General features: G+C 44.8%; 14 protein-coding genes and 1 pseudogene. 6 read left to right on the top strand and 9 right to left on the bottom strand.

The window, feature by feature from the left end:
* Positions 1-17: 17 nt before the first annotated feature.
* The 3 genes from ACM0OZ_RS13250 to ACM0OZ_RS13240 all read right to left on the bottom strand — a co-directional run bounded on the left by ACM0OZ_RS13250 (position 18) and on the right by ACM0OZ_RS13240 (position 3,086).
* On the bottom strand, positions 18-1,013 hold the full coding sequence (locus tag ACM0OZ_RS13250) for a DnaJ C-terminal domain-containing protein (protein WP_414583292.1): 996 nt from the start codon (positions 1,011-1,013) through the stop codon (positions 18-20).
* Between the two features lie 119 nt (positions 1,014-1,132).
* Entirely contained in the window at positions 1,133-1,645 is a 513-nt protein-coding gene (locus ACM0OZ_RS13245) for an AAA family ATPase (RefSeq protein WP_414583338.1), read from the bottom strand.
* Between the two features lie 154 nt (positions 1,646-1,799).
* Positions 1,800-3,086 carry a glucose-1-phosphate adenylyltransferase gene (locus tag ACM0OZ_RS13240; protein ID WP_414583291.1) on the bottom strand — a complete coding sequence of 429 codons (1,287 nt, stop codon included), beginning with the start codon at positions 3,084-3,086 and terminating at the stop codon, positions 1,800-1,802.
* Positions 3,087-3,405: 319 nt separating this feature from the next.
* On the opposite strand from ACM0OZ_RS13240, the gene ACM0OZ_RS13235 reads away from it, so the two are divergent.
* Positions 3,406-4,767, top strand: coding sequence for an ABC transporter ATP-binding protein (locus ACM0OZ_RS13235; RefSeq protein ID WP_414583290.1), 1,362 nt, complete (start codon positions 3,406-3,408; stop codon positions 4,765-4,767).
* A gap of 42 nt (positions 4,768-4,809) precedes the next feature.
* Here ACM0OZ_RS13235 and ACM0OZ_RS13230 read toward each other — a convergent pair.
* The 4 genes and pseudogenes from ACM0OZ_RS13230 to ACM0OZ_RS13215 form a co-directional block, all read right to left on the bottom strand.
* Positions 4,810-5,832 (bottom strand): annotated as a pseudogene (locus tag ACM0OZ_RS13230) (RNA-guided endonuclease InsQ/TnpB family protein); the annotation flags it as partial.
* Between the two features lie 1,362 nt (positions 5,833-7,194).
* Positions 7,195-7,797 carry a filamentous hemagglutinin N-terminal domain-containing protein gene (locus ACM0OZ_RS13225; protein ID WP_414583289.1) on the bottom strand — a complete coding sequence of 201 codons (603 nt, stop codon included), beginning with the start codon at positions 7,795-7,797 and terminating at the stop codon, positions 7,195-7,197.
* A gap of 95 nt (positions 7,798-7,892) precedes the next feature.
* Positions 7,893-10,421: a sugar phosphate nucleotidyltransferase gene (locus ACM0OZ_RS13220; protein WP_414583288.1), complete on the bottom strand. Its 2,529-nt coding sequence runs from the start codon at positions 10,419-10,421 to the stop codon at positions 7,893-7,895.
* Between the two features lie 237 nt (positions 10,422-10,658).
* A complete protein-coding gene (locus tag ACM0OZ_RS13215; protein ID WP_414583287.1) occupies positions 10,659-10,943 on the bottom strand; it encodes a hypothetical protein in 285 nt (94 codons plus the stop codon).
* Here ACM0OZ_RS13215 and ACM0OZ_RS13210 point away from each other — a divergent pair.
* From ACM0OZ_RS13210 to ACM0OZ_RS13200, 3 genes are all read left to right on the top strand, one after another.
* Positions 10,930-11,124 (top strand): hypothetical protein, encoded by a 195-nt coding sequence (locus ACM0OZ_RS13210; RefSeq protein WP_414583286.1) that lies wholly within the window; start codon positions 10,930-10,932, stop codon positions 11,122-11,124. The two genes, ACM0OZ_RS13215 and ACM0OZ_RS13210, sit on opposite strands and share 14 nt — an antisense overlap.
* Before the next feature lie 326 nt (positions 11,125-11,450).
* Positions 11,451-11,687 (top strand): hypothetical protein, encoded by a 237-nt coding sequence (locus ACM0OZ_RS13205; protein ID WP_414583285.1) that lies wholly within the window; start codon positions 11,451-11,453, stop codon positions 11,685-11,687.
* A gap of 66 nt (positions 11,688-11,753) precedes the next feature.
* The gene (locus ACM0OZ_RS13200) at positions 11,754-12,023 is read left to right on the top strand and encodes a hypothetical protein (protein ID WP_414583284.1); all 270 of its coding nucleotides are present in this window, start codon (positions 11,754-11,756) and stop codon (positions 12,021-12,023) included.
* 187 nt (positions 12,024-12,210) lie between these two features.
* Here the strand turns inward: ACM0OZ_RS13200 and ACM0OZ_RS13195 are convergent, their stop codons facing one another.
* The gene (locus tag ACM0OZ_RS13195; RefSeq protein ID WP_414583283.1) at positions 12,211-13,632 is read right to left on the bottom strand and encodes an NADP-dependent isocitrate dehydrogenase; all 1,422 of its coding nucleotides are present in this window, start codon (positions 13,630-13,632) and stop codon (positions 12,211-12,213) included.
* A 961-nt stretch (positions 13,633-14,593) separates the two neighbouring features.
* Here ACM0OZ_RS13195 and ACM0OZ_RS13190 point away from each other — a divergent pair.
* Positions 14,594-15,307 (top strand): GUN4 N-terminal ARM-like repeat domain-containing protein, encoded by a 714-nt coding sequence (locus ACM0OZ_RS13190; protein WP_414583282.1) that lies wholly within the window; start codon positions 14,594-14,596, stop codon positions 15,305-15,307.
* 28 nt (positions 15,308-15,335) lie between these two features.
* The gene (locus ACM0OZ_RS13185) at positions 15,336-16,439 is read left to right on the top strand and encodes an ABC transporter ATP-binding protein (protein ID WP_414583281.1); all 1,104 of its coding nucleotides are present in this window, start codon (positions 15,336-15,338) and stop codon (positions 16,437-16,439) included.
* A gap of 687 nt (positions 16,440-17,126) precedes the next feature.
* Here the strand turns inward: ACM0OZ_RS13185 and mtnA are convergent.
* Positions 17,127-18,188 carry an S-methyl-5-thioribose-1-phosphate isomerase gene (gene mtnA, locus ACM0OZ_RS13180; protein ID WP_414583280.1) on the bottom strand — a complete coding sequence of 354 codons (1,062 nt, stop codon included), beginning with the start codon at positions 18,186-18,188 and terminating at the stop codon, positions 17,127-17,129.
* Between the last annotated feature and the right edge of the window lie 74 nt (positions 18,189-18,262).

The following is an 18,262-nucleotide window of genomic DNA, read 5'->3' as shown; positions in this document are numbered from 1 at the left end:
ATCTCAATGCAAAATCCTTAAAGCTTCACCTGCTGTAAATGACTGCGGGGATTGAAAGTACGCGCAGCGCGGATTTTTTCATAGTATTCGCGCTCCTGTGGACTGAGGTCTTTTGGTGGTACAATTGCAACCTTCGCCAACAAGTCACCACGTCCAGTGCGAGGTTGAGGCCAGCCTTTGCCACGTAAGCGCAGGGATTGACCAGAACGCACTCCCACAGGAAGTTTCACCGTAACTGCACCATCGGGTGTGGGTACTTCAACTGAGGCTCCTAAAACGGCTTCGTCAGGCGTAATTGGTATTTCGCATACCAAGTTCTCGCCCTCAAACTGGAAGAAAGAGTGCGGTTGAAGTTCGACTTTTAGATATAAATCGCCACGTTGTTGCGTAAAAGGGCTGACTGGTCCTTTGCCTCTTACGCGCAGACGACTGCCAGGTTTGGCACCTGCGGGGATGCGGACATCTATGACCTCGTTACCAAGATTTAGGTGCTTTTGTACACCATGAAATGCTTCGGAAAAAGTTAGGGCGATCGCGGCTTCGCTATCTTGAGTAGCGCCAGCAGTACCTACATCTTGAAAACCAAAATCATTAAAGTTGTTAAAACCACCAGGTGCACCAGTGCTAGTGCGGTAATAACTTTGCCGCCCACCGCGTGGGCTAGCGCCTCCAAAGCGCCCTAATAACTCATTGATAAATTCATCAAAAGTACCATACTGGCTGAAGTCAAAACCACCCATGTCAACACCAGCACCTGACGGGAAGCCACCTTCAGCCGCTTGTTTCCAATATTGACCAAATTGGTCGTACTTTTTGCGTTTGTCGGCGTCTGACAAAACTTCGTATGCTTCGTTAATTTCCTTGAAGCGTGCCTCGGCTTGTTTATTGCCTGGGTTAACATCAGGGTGATATTTTCGGGCTAATTTACGAAAGGCTTGTTTAACTTCTTCTGGACTGGCAGTTTTACTAACGCCTAAAGTTGCGTAATAATCCTTGAAGTCAGTTGCAGCCATCTACCAGCCTCCTCTAAAAATTTCCGTTATATTTTTTTTAATATTAAAGTCGAGATAGTACATCAGATATAATTCCAGTACATACACTCTGATATTAAATTATCAAATCTTAAAGAAATTCAAGTGCGGTTCTTGCTCACCTGACGAGCGCAATTCCCGTACTCCTGAACTTCCGGGGTACAGCAAATAAAATTATCAAACCCTTCCTCTAAGGTTGGAGGGGCATCGCGAAGTTGACGATACATACGCAAGATGACGTCTTCTGGGACTTTACGTTCCCGTTTTTTGTTGCGTGCTAAACACAGCCATATTGGGGTTCTTACCCATACTCCGGTAATGTGAGTGAAGCCAACTTCGCGCGCTTGGGCGATAACTTCGCGGCGATGGCGTCGCTGGGCATTGGTAGCGTCGTAAATTGTTGTACCACCTGCAGCTACGGCTTGTTGAAATTGCCGCTGAATTTGCCGCCAAATCAGCAGCCAAGGTCCCTGAAGAGCTTCATTGCCAAACAGTTGCCCCCGGATAGCATCCGTAGAAATCAGTCGCCTCCAAGGGCATTCTGTTAGCAATTGCTTTGCCAAAGTGGACTTCCCGCTACCAGGAAGACCAATTAACAAAATTAAGTGAGGCATCTGTCCTTTGTCCTGTGTCATTAGTTGTAGAGACGCGCCATGGCGCGTCTCTACATTTGGTAGTTGATGGTTAATAGTTGTTCTAATAACCACTAGCCACGTGCCTACTAACTACGCGCCTACTAACCATTAACTAAAGACTAATGACTGATGACTAAATTATCGTTCCATCGGCTATGACGGCATTTTTCAGCACGACAACAATACCATTTTTAATGTGGAAGCCTAGATTTTCACGCTCAGCTTCTTGGACGTTGTCTTTGTTGATAATTTGCACATCACAGCCAATGCGAGCATTTTTGTCGATAATGGCACGACGAATTGTGGTGTTAGCACCAATACCCAAAGTCACTTCGTTAGTTTTGCAGTCTGACTGGCGTTCAGCGAAGGGTTGATAAAAATCTGCCCCCATGATCAGAGAATCTTGGATAACGCAGCCAGCTTCAACGCGCGATCGCACTCCCAACACCGAATGTTCAATACGGCACTTTTTCAGAATGCAACCCTCACCAATCATCGATTCTGTGATTTGGCAATCTAAGAGTTTACTCGGTGGTAAGTAACGAGCGCGGGTATAAATTGGCGCTTGTTCATCGTAGAAGCTAAAGGGCGGATGAGGTTGCTCAGTCAGTGCTAAATTTGCATGATAAAATGCTTCGATTGTTCCAATGTCTTCCCAGTAACCATCATATAAGTAGGCTTGAACGTTGTGATCTGCTGAGGCCTCAGGAATAATTTCTTTGCCAAAATCAGTCCGTGAACCTTCTCTCAACAGCTTAGTCAAAACATCTTTTTTAAAGATATAAATCCCCATCGAGGCGATGTAGGGCTGTTCTTGAGCCTGTTCTGGTGTTAATCCCAGCACAGTCGTATCGACGCGCATTTTGGTTAAAGCGTCACCTTTGGGTTTTTCGCTGAAATTGATGATCCTACCGGACTGATCAATTTTCACTAAACCAAAGTCAGAAGCGCGGCGTTCATCAATGGGTAGCACCGAGAGAGTAATATCAGCTCCTGTTTCCCTGTGACGTTGTACGAACTGACGGTAATCCATGCGATACAGGTGATCACCTGAGAGGATGAGGTATTCATCTACGTCCCATTCTTCCATCAGCCACAGGTATTGGCGAACCGCATCAGCTGTACCTTGAAACCAGTTGAGGTTTTCTAGCGTTTGCTGTGCAGCTAAGACTTCCACAAAACCCTCTGTAAAGCCAGAAAAGTTGTATGTACGGGCAATATGGCGGTTTAGGGAAGCCGAGTTGAATTGAGTCAGAACGTAAATTTTGAATATTTCGGAATTTATACAGTTACTAACAGGGATATCGATTAAGCGATACTTCCCTGCTACAGGTACAGCTGGTTTTGCACGTAGTTTGGTGAGCGGATAAAGGCGGGTACCTGCACCCCCTCCAAGGATTATTGCCAAAACTCTTTTCACTCTTATTTCTCCCGACTGCCTTTCAACTCTCACCTACAGTTTAGGGCTAGCTGGCACAGCTGATAAGGGGGGAAAGGTAGATTGTGGTATTGCTTCTGACGACGGATGAGTGAAACTAAGCAATTCCCTCACCAGAACCGCTCGTTGTTAGAACGCAACGTGAGGTAGAGTACTCGCCTTTACCTTTTCGTATTCTCTTCAAGCGTGTATCATGGGCGCTAAACGTCTGTTATTTGTCGTTAGTCTTTTGTAAATTCATAACTTCTGACTAATGACTGATGACTATTACAGTTATCTTATACAGTTATCTTAAATTCTCGTGGCGCAAGTTATTTTAGAAAACGTTTATAAAAGTTTTCCCCCTCGTAAAGGGGAAGGTGTTGCATCTCAAACACAATCTCTCAAATCTGGAAAGCAAAGCGATATTGTTCAGCGTGGGGAAAGTGTCAATGTTTTACGGCGGATTAACCTAACGGTAGCAGATGGTGAATTTATGGTGCTGGTGGGACCTTCCGGTTGTGGAAAAAGCACCCTGCTGCGGTTAATTGCTGGGTTGGAAGCGATGACAGGAGGCAATATTTGGGTGAGCGATCGCCTAGTCAATGATTTACCCCCCAAGGAACGAGACATCGCCATGGTGTTTCAAAATTACGCTTTGTATCCCCACATGACAGTTTATGACAACATCGCTTTTGGACTGCGACGCCGTTCCCTCAAAACTGGGGAAGATCAGGAACTAAAACCCTCCTCATCCTCCTCATCCCCCTCATCCCCCTCATCCCCCTCATCCTCCTCATCCTCCTCATCCCATCTTCGTAATTGGGCTGAAAACTTGTTGGTGGGGATGACAAGGGCGCTACCTAAGGGACTGAGGTATATTTCTAACAAAGAACGGGTGGTGCATGAGCGAGTGCGTACTGTTGCGCAACTGTTGCAAATTGAACCGCTGTTAAATCGCCTACCCAAGCAACTATCTGGTGGACAAAGGCAAAGAGTCGCATTGGGAAGAGCGATCGCGCGTAATCCTCAAGTATTTTTAATGGATGAGCCGCTTTCTAACTTAGATGCCAAACTCCGCGCCGAAACCCGCGCCCAAATTGTGAAACTCCAACGCTCGTTGGGTGTGACGACGATTTATGTAACGCACGATCAAACCGAAGCTATGACGATGGGCGATCGCATTGCAATCCTCAATCACGGTCAATTGCAACAAGTTGCGCCGCCGTTGGAACTTTACAATCGTCCAGCAAACCGCTTTGTGGCTGAATTTATTGGTTCACCACCCATGAATTTTATCCCTGTGCAGTTCCATGCTCCCCAGCTGATTACCAATGGTGATTTTCGCCTCACCTTACCAGAAATTTGGGGTAATGCTTTGCAAAAATACGATGGGCAAACCCTCATTTTAGGTATTCGCCCGGAACACTTAATTTTGAGCGTCGCTGCAAATAAAAATCTACCAGTCCAAGTGGAATTAGTAGAGAATCTTGGAAATGATACATATCTCTCTACACGGCTTCTCGAACCAGGTTTTCAGAAATCTGCTTTTGGGGCAAACGAAGTGCAAGTGCGAGTTCCTCCAGAGCGTTTTGTGCGTGTCGGCGAACAACTTTGGTTATCTTTAGCACTAGAAAAAATTCACTTTTTTGACCCTGAAACTGAGCAAGCGATATTTCCTTGACGCTCCCCACCCTGGCAGAGCCTAAGGGTGGGGATTCTTGGCTCAACGAGTGTCCTTGCTCAAACTTGTTACCAAATCTGAGTAGAGGGACATCTCTCCCCAAGCGTGAATTTCGGTGCGCCCCACCGTATTTAAATCGTAGCCAGTTTGCTTTAGCGCCTTGTTTAGTATGTTGATTGCCGCGTTGTGGTCACGGTCTAGCACGCATCCACATTTGCAAACATGGGTACGCACAGACAGTGATTTTTTCACGGTTTCACCACAAGATGAGCAGTTTTGACTGGTGAATTGCGGCGCGACAGGCACTACAACACGACCATACACTTTGCCAAAATACTCTAGCCATTGGGTAAACAAAGACCAACTAACATCACTAATCGACTTAGCTAATCGGCTATTTTTAACCATGTTTTTCACGATGAGTTTCTCAAACGCCACTAAATCGTTAGATTTAACCACGCACAACGCTTGCTTAATAGCGTTGTCTTTGCGCTGACGTGACACTTTCAAGTGTTTTCTACCAAGACGGTTAATAGCCTTTTTGCGATTATTAGAACCTTTGTTTTTGCGGCTAACTCTTTTTTGTAGCCTTTTTAATGATTTTTCGGACTTACGTAAATACCTTGGATTGTCTACAGCATTACCAGAAGAGTCAGTATAGAAATGGTTTAGCCCGACATCCAAGCCTATGGTTTTACCTGTAGGCTGAATATCAATATTACGTTCTGCATCTACGCAAAATTGAACGTAATAGCCATCAGAACGCTTAACTATTCTGACTCGTTTAATCTGCTTGATTTGGTAAAAATGCAAATCCCAGGTTCCTATTAACTTCATTTGACCAATATTGCATTTATCACCAAAAGTAATGCGCTTACGGTCTTCTGAAAGCTTCCATCCGCTCGTCTTGTACTCAACTGAGCGGTTGTTCTTTTGAAACCTGGAATACCCTTTTTTACCAGGTTTTTTAGCTTTGCAATTATCAAAGAATCTTTTAATTGCGAAGGCTGTTCTTTCTGCCGCGGCTTGTCTAGCCATCGAGTTTAGCTTGTCAGCAAAGTCGAATGAATTTTTACCTGTCGCGGTGATGTCGCTGTTGGGGGTAGGTTGCACTCGCAAAGCTGTACCAAAAAGCCCTTGAGTGTTGATAATATTACCACCACGAAAATGAGTGGAATTGGCGGTGATGTGGCTATTTTCCAAAGCTGCTAAAACATCGGTGTTAATTCTAATATTGCCACCAACTGTATTATTTCCTGTGGCATTGGTAGTAATGTTACTGCCACGTCGCATAATTATGCTATCTGCGTTCAGGAAAATATTTCCCCGTTCTCCCTCTACCGTTGCAGCTATCAATCTCCCACCATTATCAAGTAAAATTTCCTTGGCAGTCATCTGTAAGTTGCCTGTATCGCCATTTCCCCGACTTTCTGCATTCACCCTACCTGCATCTCGGACAATTAACTTATCTGCATTGATGTTGATACTTCCTCCCACTCCTCTGCCCAAAAGCCCAGCATTGAATGCAGATATGCTACTTTTGCTGAGACCTCCATCGGGTGAACTACCCCTAACTTCCACTAAACCAGCATTAATTTCTATAACCCCACTCCTACCTGAACCAAAATTACTCACTGTCATTTGGGCACCATCTTGCAGTCGCAAACTAGGTGTTCTCACCCGTACATCTCCGGCTTGATCGGTTCGGTAGGTACTTGCTCTGATTCCAGTATTAGCAGGGGCATTTCCTACTTCTGGTATAATAAGGGTCTCGTGTCCAGTGATATCCACACCTTCAGAGGCATTAACGGTAATGTTTCCACCTCGACCTTTATTTATTGTACCCGCGAGAATTCCTGCCTGTTCTCGTATCACTAAGGAGCGGGTGTTAATCGTTAAATCACCAGCATCTCCGTCACTAAAAGTACCAGTAGCTAATACTGTTCTAATAGTAACAAAATCATAGATGGTGAGCGGATTGCTGCTTTGTAACTCCACTGAGTCAGCATTGACGGTTAAATTACCGAAGAAAGGCAGAGGGCAGAGGGCAGAGGGCAGAAGGAAAGAAGGTAAGCTTTGATACAAAAATAAGTCCTCTGTTCTCTGCCATAAGGTTTAAAGCCCCTGAATTTATTTATGGAGAAAAATAAACGCGTAGCAACTTTATTAAATCCCCCGAATTCATTCGTGGGGACGCCTTCTGCCTTCTGCCTTCGTACTTCTGCCTTCTTAACACCTTTGCCTCAAGTTTGGCACCTTGGTATAACCTAAACTGAAACCTCTGTCCCCAGGAGTCAGAGTCACTTCACCCTGAAGGACACTACCCAATTCAATTTTTCCTCCTGGTGTGCTGGGGACTGGAAACCCTTGAACAAGCACAAATGCATTACCACCAGCGGATATTCTGCCACCATTTATGGTAATATCTCATCCGACCAGTCCTAGAGTTTTGTCTGTAGGGACTGTTAAATTAGAACCGTTAACAGTAATTCCACTCTTGTTTGCTCTTTGAAATTGCAAACCTATAGGAACATTAATTGTGAGTAGTGGTGGTGCTTGGGGATTAGAACTACTGAAGTTAAAACCATTGTCAAATACAAAACTATCGGCTGTGGAAGCTATAAACGAACCGCCCACATCTAAACGAGCATTTTCTCCAAAAATAATCCCATTTGGATTCATTAAAAATAAATTGGCATTACCCAATACAGCTAAAGTTCCTAAAATTTGGGAGGAATTTTTCCCTGTAACTCTGTTAATAATATTTTGAATTCCGTTGGGATTGGCAAAATAAACTTGCTGTTGTGTGCCAACGTTGAAATCAGTAAAACTGTGAAATAGGTTAGCACTACGAATTGCACCACCTTCAATAATCTCTCTTTCGACCGAGGAATTGACACGAGAGCCTTCAACACCAAGAGAATTATCGGGGTTTATTTGGGCTGATGCTTTTAGGTTACAAGTATTAAATGTAGTGCTGAAAAAACCTATAGTTATTATTGTTAATTGCCGAAACCATGTTGGAATCATCCAAATTAACCGTTAATAAAACTAGAACCAACAACAAAACCCAATATGCTTGCAGCATATTGGGTTTCCTCCTGCTCTGTTAAGTTTAGAACGAATTACACCTCAGCAACCACTTGCTCCTGTTCTCTTTCCACAAACGCCTGCACGCGAGCGCGGTATTGTCTTAATGATTCATCAACCCAGTCGCGATCGTTACTGTTAGCATACAAATGTACAATTGGTTCGCTAGCATCTGGTAACACCAACACCCAACTGTCATCATAAGGTTGACAAATTTTCACCCCGTCAATTAACTCCAAGTTTTGAGCTGGGTGAGTTTCTACCAAGTAACGCATCAGCGCTCCCTTGACAGTCCAGGGGCAACGTATTGTATGAGCTTTGTGAATCACACGCGGCAATTCTGAGCGTACAGTGGCGAGAGAACGCTCTTGTATCGTGAGCATTTCAATCAGCTTGGCAGCACAGAACATAGCATCAAATCCTGGATGCAACTGTGGGAAAATAAAGCCAATGTCGCCACTACCTCCCAACACCACATTGGAATTTTTCTGACAAGCTTCCATTAATGCTGTAGGGTTTGCCTTCGTGCGAATTACTTTAGCGTCGTGACGACGGGCAATTTGTTCTACATTACTAGAAGCATGAACTGGTACGACCACAGTTCCTCTGGGGTGAGCTGTTAACATCATATCTACCATCAGCGCTGTTAACATTTCCCCACGAATAGGAATGCCAGATTCATCAACCAAAATCAACTGTTCTCCATTCGCCGAAACCTGGACGCCGAAATTAGCTTTCAAAGCTTCGACCACATGACCCAACTGAGTCAGAAGCGCTTCGCGGTCGGCTGTGGACATAGCAGTTTTATTCAGACTGGCATTCAGTACCACCGCATCAGCACCAAAATTATCTAACATTTGCGGCAAGACTGCACCAGATACCGAATAAACATAGTCAATGACGACTTTTGCCCGACTGTTACGAATTGTATCAATATGCAAAAGTTTCTCAAAAGCAGTGCAGTATCGATCCATCACTTGGCTGGGGTAGGCAACATTGCCAATTTCATGGATTTGCGATCGCCGCATATCTTCCTTGAAATAAGCCCCTTCGATTTTCTTTTCCAAGGATTTGGTGATGTTGATTCCCTTGCTATCCAGGAACTCAATCAGGATGTAGTCAGGGCGGTCTGGATGCACCCGCACGTGAATTCCGCCGGCCACCGACATTGTGGGTATCACTGTGCGAGCGATTGGGAGCGCTGTGGCGTCTAGGTTCTGAATATCGATACCTACTGACATCAAACCAGCAATTAATGACCGCGTAACCATGCGAGAAACATTGCGCTGGTCGCGGGAAACTGTGATTCGAGAACCCGGCTTCAAGGTGGAACCGTATGCTGCTCCCAACTTGACGGCAAATTCTGGGGTAATATCGATATTAGCGAGTCCTTGGACACCTCGTTGCCCAAATAAATTGCGTTGCGCGGTGTTACCCCAAATCAAGTTAATGTTCAAAATTGCCCCAGACTCAATCTTTTTACTGGGCCAAACGCGCACAAACGGGCTAATTTGAGCTTCTTCTCCCACAGTCGAAAGCGAACCAACCACAGCGCCTTCCAAGATATGAGCGCGACGGTCTACACGCGCACCACGGGAAATAACACAAGCACTCAGATGTGCTTCGTCGCCGATGATTGCTCCATTCCAAACAATCGGACGCTTCAGATTAGCGTCAGCGCCAATAGTAACATTGTCTCCGATGACAGTTCCGGCTTCAATCTGTACTCTTGCCCCAATGCGGCAATTATCCCCAATGACTGCTGGGGCTTCAATCTCGGCTGTATGGTCGATATAAGTGTTTTGACCTACCCACAACCCAGGCGAAACTTCTTTATAAGCAAAGTCAAGTTTGACTTTCTTATGTAATCCATCATACTGAGCTTCGCGATAGGCATCTAAGTGACCGACATCGCACCAATAACCTTGAGCAATGTAACCATACATTGGCTCATTCTTTGCCAAAAGCAGAGGGAATAACTCTTTCGAGAAGTCAGATTCTTGGTTTGCCGGTAAGTATTCCAATACTTCTGGTTCTAGAATGTAAGTACCAGTGTTAACGGTGTCGGAAAAAATTTCACTCGTAGAGGGTTTTTCTAAAAATCGGTTAATCCGATTTTCTTCATCCGTAATCACCACCCCAAACTCAATTGGGTTGGGGACACGAGTCAAAACCAAAGTCGCTTTTGACTTTTTTTGTTTATGAAATTCAATTGCTGCTGTCAGGTCGAAATCGGTTATGCTATCGCCGCTAATTACTAAAAAGGTGTCGTCAAGAAGTTCAGCAATATTTTTTACGCAACCTGCGGTACCCAAAGGCTGGTCTTCTTCTACGGCATAAGTCATTTGCACGCCAAAGTCGCTGCCATCTTGAAAGTAATCTCGCATGGCATCAGGTAAATAATGCAATGTAGCAATGACTTCTGTAATTTGATGCCGTTTGAGAAGATTGATGATATGTTCGGCAATTGGTCTATTTAGAATGGGAACCATTGGTTTGGGCAGGTCACAAGTGAGCGGACGAAGCCGCGTTCCTGAACCTCCTGCCATCAGTACTGCACGCATAAATCCTCCTTAGCTATTTGCACCACTTGCTGGGTTAATATCCATAAAATGAGATGTATTTTCTTTAGTCTCCTATGGATCTTCAAGTTTAGGGAACTTTCGCAAGATGCATCTGGTCAGGATTGATAATATCTACTCGTCACACTACCCTGTTTATCTGTACAAAATCAACAAGGACAAAGGTGTACAGACGCGTTTTGGCGCATTTGTACAGTCACTAAAAGTTAAAAGAGTTTTTTAGTTTTTATTTTTGACTTTCTTTGTCTGCTGCTTAAGGACTGAAGGGTAGATAGCTATAATGCAATGAGCTACTCTAAACTTGATATAACGATGTATCAACTCACTACGATAGCGAAGACAACAGTAGCCAAACTGTTTACCAGCGGTTTCTGCCTCTGCTAACTTTTTGGAAGAGCGAGATTGTTTTTCGATGTCGTTATGAAGTGCCAATATGGTGTAGGTAAAGCTTAACTCAAATTGTAACCAATTGCTTGTGGAGTTGTGCTGAATGGAATTAGTCATTTTTGGGTTAGTGGTGGTTTATGCAGGTGGTATCTGGAAGTTCTTGAGTGGATTTAACCGGACTAACTTCCAGCGAACTTTGCCTAATCGTCTTGGTCTAGCTTTATTGTGGCCAGCTTTGTTTATGACAAGTAAATCCTATCGTCAAAACTTTAGAAAGGCTCTTAAAGGTCAGAAATGACTGTCTCAACATTGGCAGTCGGAGGTATTCGCCTGATTGGCGGAATTTAGGAAACTGCTTGACTCAGAGATATTATTGCTTGCAAGAAATAACGACAGGGCTTAAGCCACTTAACTTTTAGACAGTGGACGAATTCGCTCGACTATATTTGCCCATACTAAGCATAACTATCGTCTGCTCAAACGCTGCCACTTTTTGCAACACAACCACTCCTAAGGTGTGTTTGGTTGTGTTGATTGATTAATCCTGAGAAAAAACTAAGCACGAATTGCAAAATTGTGTCATTATAAAGAAAGTCTTAAATTTCATCTAAAGGTCAAAGACTCATGATAACAGCCAAAATGATCCAACAAATCTGGGCGGTAATCGAGTCTACCCAAGTCACAACCTTGCTCCAGTTTGACGATGCTGCTTTAGTACAATTACTCCTCCAGCAGTTAAAAGCCAAGCAGGGGCTTGACGCGCAAACAGATGGCAGCCTCAATACTTACATCAAATCTAAACTGCCTCTGATTCGCGACACGGCTGAAGGTCGGCTATCCTTTGGGCAAGGCAATCATTAACTTAACGCAACAAATTGAATGATTGCTCACTGCTAAGAATCTTCAAGAGAGTTTAACCACTACAACATGATAAATCACTGGCTAGGAATTGCCCTGGTAGCTTATCTCATTGGAGCGGCGATTGAAGGGGTCACTACAGCCAGTCAACTATCTCATTCAGCACCAGAGCTAGCTAAAGGCATACAAGACCACTCAACAGACTCAGCCACTCCAACTAGCCCGAGTTGGCGAGTTGTCGCCGCTATTGCCTCGGTAAGTCTGTGTGGAGCTTTTTGTTGGCCTTGCCGCTTGATCCACCGTTTCATTAAAGAAAACGTTTCCTCTAAGGAGTTGTAGGGCTTATATCATTTCCCTTAATTGTTCATAATAAAAGTTATTTGTAGTAAAAACAAGAGCTTTTGCTTTGTGGATAAAGAGGACTAAAGTCCTCACTACGAACTTCCACACGCTTATATTAAGTGGAGACGAGATTATGTAGTTTAGTCCCTCCCAGTGGGGGAGAGACTAGCATTTGAGCAATGCACTAACTAAAGTGCTTAATAATCGCCTCGCCAAATTCAGAACACCTTAAGGCTTCGACTGGCGGTTCCAACAAACGCGCTAAGTCGTAAGTGACTTGACGGTTGGCGATCGCATCCCCTAAACCTTTCTTAATCAAATCAGCCGCTTCTTGCCAACCCAAATACTCCAGCATCATCACACCGGATAAAATCACCGAACCAGGATTTATCCTATCTAACCCTGCGTGTTTAGGTGCAGTCCCGTGGGTGGCTTCAAAAATGGCACATTGATCACCAATATTTGCCCCTGGTCCCATTCCCAGCCCGCCAACAATCGCTGCGGCTGCATCAGACAAGTAATCACCATTCAAATTCATCGTCGCCAGAATGGAATACTCATCCGGTCTGGTTTGGATTTGTTGGAAGATACTGTCGGCAATTCGGTCATTGACCATCACCTTGTCTTTCCACTGACCATGACCGTGAGTTAACCAAATTGAGTTAAGAACTGTTTCGACCTCCTTGACAATTTGAGCTTGCTTTTCTTCGGTTAAAGCATTAAACCCTGGGTCAATCAGTCGGGCGTTTTCTTCCAAGGAGATATCGGGGTTGTTCTCCTTGTTACTCAAAATCCAAGATTCCCTTTCAGTGATGGTTTGACTGCGAAACTCGCTGGTTGCCAGTTCGTAACCCCAATCGCGGAAAGCGCCTTCGGTGTACTTCATGATGTTGCCTTTATGCACCAAGGTCACCATCTGCTTATTTTTGGGCAGTTGCAAGGCGTGTTTGATGGCACGTCGTACCAAACGCTGGGAACCCTTTTTGCTGATCGGTTTAATGCCAATCCCTGAGTCTAAAGGAATTCTCTTGTTACCGTGTTCAGGTGTGGCGGGAATCAGTTCGTTGTTCAGGATGGAAATCAGGCGATCGCCTATTTCGCTTCCTTGTCGCCACTCAATTCCTAAGTAAATATCTTCGGTATTTTCCCGATAGACAATCACATCAAGTTTTTCTGGGTTTTTATGAGGTGAGGGCGTACCTGCATAGTAACGGCAAGGACGTACGCAGGCATAAAGGTCAAAAATTTGCCGCAAGGCAACATTGAGGGAACGTATACCACCGCCAATCGGGGTTGTTAAAGGTCCTTTGATGGCAACACCATATTCTTTAATTGCCGTCAAACTGTCCTGAGGTAAATACTGATATGTTCCGTATAAGTCGCAAGCTTCATCACCAACATAAACCTTAAACCAACTGATCTTCCGCTTGCCCTTGTATGCCGTTTCTACCGCAGCATCAAGTACTTTTTGGGTAACAGGCCAAATATCTATCCCCGTGCCGTCGCCTCGAATAAAAGGGATAATCGGGTTGTCAGGAACAATCGGCTCCCCGTTCTTGAAGGTAATTTTTGCTCCTGTTGTAGGGGGGGTAATTTTGTCGTACATTAATCACTCCTGATGGCTACGCTGCAACATACTACCCTTCGGATTTATCTCCCAAAGGAGAAAGAGTTATGTTTGGAAGGCTAGCAGATTTTGCTGTGTCTTTTAAGAAGTTTTGATAAATTTATCAGGTTGATGAGGCGCAGAGCTTTTCTTTCCCGTATTTGCATCCTGGGTACACGTGCATGCAATTAGGCTAAAGCATTGCTATCTGATAGCTTGCACGCTTTATTAGTGTACTCTTTGAATATATAGCAAAATATTATGGCGCGACCAACAGAGATGACCATCAGCGTCAGGAACTCCTAGTTGAGTGCAAACCCCACGAATAAATTCGGGGGCTTGTGGTTAACGCAACCTGACCAGCTTCAGTCCTTTACTGGACTACGTTTAGAGAAAGTGCTAAAAGTCCCACCTACAAATGCTTGCCAGTTTGTAGCTCTGGAACCAGACGATTAAACAAGTTTATGGGAGTTAAGCTAGTGTCGTTTGGATATGCCGACTCTAAAGATTAGCGAGGCAAACTTTACCCGAAAGGGTTTCCCGGCAACGGGAGTTTAAGGATAAGTTTGGCGTGCAATCTTCTTGCACGTCGAGCTTCATCCCCATAAATAGAATTTAGGGGCTTCCGCTCTTTGATTTTCGGTGACTGAGTAAGAGTTGGCAGTGTTAGAATCCCACTGTTAGGTAAGTAACTATGTTGACTGGGTATGAAGAAACGGATTAGGTGGCAGGAGGTAGGGGAAGGCATTGCACTCGTACAAGTTTAAAGAAAATTGATTCAAAACTCAAAATTTAAAATTCAAAAATGTACCGACACCCATTTACCTAGTAAATGTAAAAAGAATGAGTGGGCATTCTTGGCAATTTCCTGTAAACTACTCTTCGCTATCAGTGCAACATCCGTCCACAACATCTGATAGCCAATAGCTTATTCACCCAATTGCATTCCACGAGAAATGGCATGACAGACCCATTGATTGTATCAGGCACTGCTAATGACATCGACTCCCTCCGCCAACCGTTAGTCGCTGGGTCTATTGGCGTCCAACAGCAGGTGATCCCACAGTTAGCGAATTTGGGAGATACGGGCTTGGATGTGCTGATGGAATTTTTATTTGAACGTAGAGAAAATCCGGCAACTTCGGTAGATGGCAAAGCATACCAGGTTCTGTATAACTCTGATTCACCCAAGGCAAAAGAATTTTTGCAAAGTTATTTCCCTTTTGGGATTGTACCTCTAACCTCAGACGGTGGTATTGATTACAGCCCGCTGCAACAGCTACTTGCAACTCAAGATTTTCAAGCAGCCGATCGCATGACTCTCCAAAAAATGTGTGAACTAGCAGGATCAGCGGCGGTGCAAAGAAAATGGTTGTACTTTACCGAAGTAGAAAATTTCCCAATCACGGATCTCAAAACCATCAACAGCCTGTGGTTAGTTCACTCAGAAGGGAAATTTGGCTTTAGTGTACAGCGAGAAATTTGGCTGGGGCTGGGTAAAAACTGGGAGAATCTTTGGACGAAAATTGGTTGGAAAAAAGGCAATAACTGGACGCGGTATCCTAACGAGTTTACCTGGAACCTCAACGCTCCCCGGGGACACTTACCTCTGTCTAACCAACTGCGTGGAGTGCGAGTCATTGCTTCTTTACTCTCTCACCCTGCTTGGAATTAGTCATTACTGAGAAAGGACAAATCCCAAAATGGCAAGCGTTCGTCTAGAAAGTATTAAGCGTAGATTTAATAACGTCACCGCGATCGAGGACATTTCTTTTGAAATTCCCGATGGTGAGTTTTGGGTGCTAGTGGGACCTTCTGGTTGTGGTAAGTCTACTATTTTGCGAAGCATCGCTGGTTTGGAAACTGTCACCTCTGGCAAACTTTACATTGGGGATAGGCAAGTTAACAATATCCCAGCCCGACAGCGAGATGTGGCGATGGTGTTTCAAAACTACGCTTTATATCCTCACATGACGGTGGCGCAAAACATTGCTTTTGGGTTGCAGATGCGGAAAATTGACGCCAAAGTGATTCAAGAAAGAGTGATGGCTGTGGCGCGATCGCTTTCTTTGGAACATCTGTTGGATCGCAAACCCAAACAACTTTCTGGCGGACAGCAGCAACGGGTTGCATTAGGAAGAGCAATAGCCCGTCAACCACAAGTGTTTTTGTTGGATGAACCTTTGTCTAATTTAGATGCCCAATTGCGAGATGATACGCGAGCAGAGTTGAAACAGCTGCATCAGGAATTGGAAATTACGACTGTCTATGTCACTCATGACCAAGTTGAAGCGATGACTTTGGCTGACAAGATTGTAGTTCTCAACCGGGGACGAATTCAACAAATCGGCGAAGCCCAAACTATCTATTCCCAACCAGCTAACCGCATGGTGGCAACTTTCTTGGGTAATCCTCCAATGAATATTCTACCTGCCAAATTCACTGGTGATAGTTTTGATGTGGGTGGTCAGGTGTTACCTTGTCCTGATTCTATGCGGGAGAGTTTGCGCCCTGCGCCGGGGCAAAGTTTTGATTTGGGAATTCGTCCGGAGGATATTTATTTAAATGAACCGCCAAGACGCCAAGAGCGCCAAGAGTTGGGAGAACTGGTGGTTGAGGTGAAGGTGGTGGAACCTCTGGGGCGAGAAACGTTGATTCGTGGGGGTTTACCAGGTTCGAGTGTGATGCTGAATATTCAGACGGGTGCAGATGTGCGTCCTCATCCGGGCGATCGCCTTTCTCTAAAATTAGATCTAGATAAGTTATTTGTATTTGATTCAGCGACTGGGGATAAATTGTATTCTTAACTCATCGCCCCCTCGTCCCGCGCTATAGCGGTACTCCGTGAGCGCGCCGGGATTGAAGAAGGCGGACAGCGACGATTGCATCTTTGACCTATACTTTTCACGGGAAAGTGCGGGAAAAGATGCATGAGGAGTTGTCAATCTCCCCGGAATAAAACGAAAGGACGTTGTATTATATAAGTGGTTGCGACCCACCCACTCGACTCACAACAAACGGCGACAGTAGCAGAAAGGATGCTTGCCAAGACGCTTGTGCGAGAGAAAGGGGGAAAGATTCCGGTCACTGGTACGCATCGGTTACGCCCTGCGGTAAAAGATAAGCCACACAGGAATGTACAAAAAAGTTTTACTGCCTTCGGAAGGAGGGCGGCTGCCTGGGTTCTAATACTTGCCAACTCGTAGTTGTCTTGCCTAGAAGCGGTTGGAATGAACAAGTACTAGATAAAGCTCGCAAGAGTAGAGAGGACGAGTAAGACCATCACCGGGTTTAGTCCCGGATGTCCCAAAGTGACATTCCCAACGTGGCATCGACCTGTGAGACAGGAAGCCCCCACTATATTCGGTACTCCGAATTAGTGGTGGGTACTTCACTGACTCTTAGATACAGCAATAGGGAGACCTGCGCCCAAACCTTGTCTACTGTTTGTGAGCGCAGGCTTTGTTTGACTTCAACGATCATAAAAATTGCGGTTAAGCAACTTGCTTGACCCGAGAGTTTGCTAACTCCCCTGGAGCAAACACCCCATTCTCTGTGATAATTGCTGCAATCAGTTCAGCTGGTGTGACATCAAAAGCTGGATTGTAAAACTCTACGCTATTTGGTGTGAGGATGGTGTCGCCGACTTTGTATATTTCCTCTGGATTGCGTTCCTCAATGGGAATTTCCTTACCGCTGGATAAAGAAAAATCAACGGTGGAAAGGGGTGCAGCAACATAAAAAGGAACGTTATGCGCCTTAGCTACGAGTGCTAAACTATACGTACCAATTTTGTTTGCTGTGTCTCCGTTAGCCGCAATTCTGTCAGCGCCAACAACTACAAGATCAATCAAACCCTGCTTCATGCAATGAGCCGCCATGCTATCAGTAATTAATGTGACTGGAATGCCTTCTTGGACACATTCCCATGTCGTTAGTTTTGCACCTTGCAAGCGAGGACGAGTTTCGTCTGCGAACACCCGCGCTAAACGCCCTTCTCGAAAAGCAGAACGCACAACACCCAAAGCCGTACCGTAACCTGCGGTTGCTAATGCTCCTGCGTTACAATGTGTCAAAATTGTTAATTTTTCTGGAGTTTGAGGCAAGACTGCCAAGCCATTGTCGCCGATCGCATAACAAGTTTGCAAATCTTCCGCGTTGATCGTTTGGGCAGTATGCAAGAGAGTTTGTTTGATGTCTTCTATTGTTCCAAGAGATTCGTAGGCGGTTTTCATCATCCGTGAAATTGCCCAAAATAAGTTCACCGCTGTCGGACGAGTAGAACGCAACAGTTGTGCCACTTTCTCCAAGCTGTTCAAAAACTCATCGCGGTTGTTAGTTTCAATTTCCCTTGCGCCAAGATACATTCCGTATGCTGCAGCGACACCAATCGCAGGCGCACCTCGGACAATCATAGTTTTAATTGCCTGCGCCATATCTGAGCAACGGTGAATTTCGACAAATGTGTACTCGTTAGGCAAGCGGGTTTGGTCGATCAGTGAAACTGAGTCGTTGTGCCAAATAACAGGGTAAACTTGGTTTGTGGAAGAATTCATGGAATGTAACGTAATTAATTTTTTCAAATTGTAATGTTAAAAATTCTACAGGTTATGGCAGCTTTTCTGTCTCT

The organism is Scytonema sp. PCC 10023 (assembly GCF_963920835.1).
GTDB lineage: Bacteria > Cyanobacteriota > Cyanobacteriia > Cyanobacteriales > Nostocaceae > Kalymmatonema.
The sequence above is the reverse complement of the archived record's forward strand: the minus strand, read 5'-3'. Positions and strand labels throughout refer to the sequence as shown.

Excerpts from the sequence above, each read along its gene's own strand:
- ACM0OZ_RS13250 (WP_414583292.1), bottom strand. The coding sequence starts at position 1,013 with ATGGCTGCAACTGACTTCAAGGATTATTACGCAACTTTAGGCGTTAGT.
- ACM0OZ_RS13245 (WP_414583338.1), bottom strand. The coding sequence starts at position 1,645 with ATGCCTCACTTAATTTTGTTAATTGGTCTTCCTGGTAGCGGGAAGTCC.
- ACM0OZ_RS13225 (WP_414583289.1), bottom strand. The coding sequence starts at position 7,797 with ATGATTCCAACATGGTTTCGGCAATTAACAATAATAACTATAGGTTTT.
- ACM0OZ_RS13220 (WP_414583288.1), bottom strand. The coding sequence starts at position 10,421 with ATGCGTGCAGTACTGATGGCAGGAGGTTCAGGAACGCGGCTTCGTCCG.
- ACM0OZ_RS13210 (WP_414583286.1), top strand. The coding sequence starts at position 10,930 with ATGGAATTAGTCATTTTTGGGTTAGTGGTGGTTTATGCAGGTGGTATC.
- ACM0OZ_RS13215 (WP_414583287.1), bottom strand. The coding sequence starts at position 10,943 with ATGACTAATTCCATTCAGCACAACTCCACAAGCAATTGGTTACAATTT.
- ACM0OZ_RS13205 (WP_414583285.1), top strand. The coding sequence starts at position 11,451 with ATGATAACAGCCAAAATGATCCAACAAATCTGGGCGGTAATCGAGTCT.
- ACM0OZ_RS13200 (WP_414583284.1), top strand. The coding sequence starts at position 11,754 with ATGATAAATCACTGGCTAGGAATTGCCCTGGTAGCTTATCTCATTGGA.
- ACM0OZ_RS13195 (WP_414583283.1), bottom strand. The coding sequence starts at position 13,632 with ATGTACGACAAAATTACCCCCCCTACAACAGGAGCAAAAATTACCTTC.
- ACM0OZ_RS13190 (WP_414583282.1), top strand. The coding sequence starts at position 14,594 with ATGACAGACCCATTGATTGTATCAGGCACTGCTAATGACATCGACTCC.
- ACM0OZ_RS13185 (WP_414583281.1), top strand. The coding sequence starts at position 15,336 with ATGGCAAGCGTTCGTCTAGAAAGTATTAAGCGTAGATTTAATAACGTC.
- mtnA (WP_414583280.1), bottom strand. The coding sequence starts at position 18,188 with ATGAATTCTTCCACAAACCAAGTTTACCCTGTTATTTGGCACAACGAC.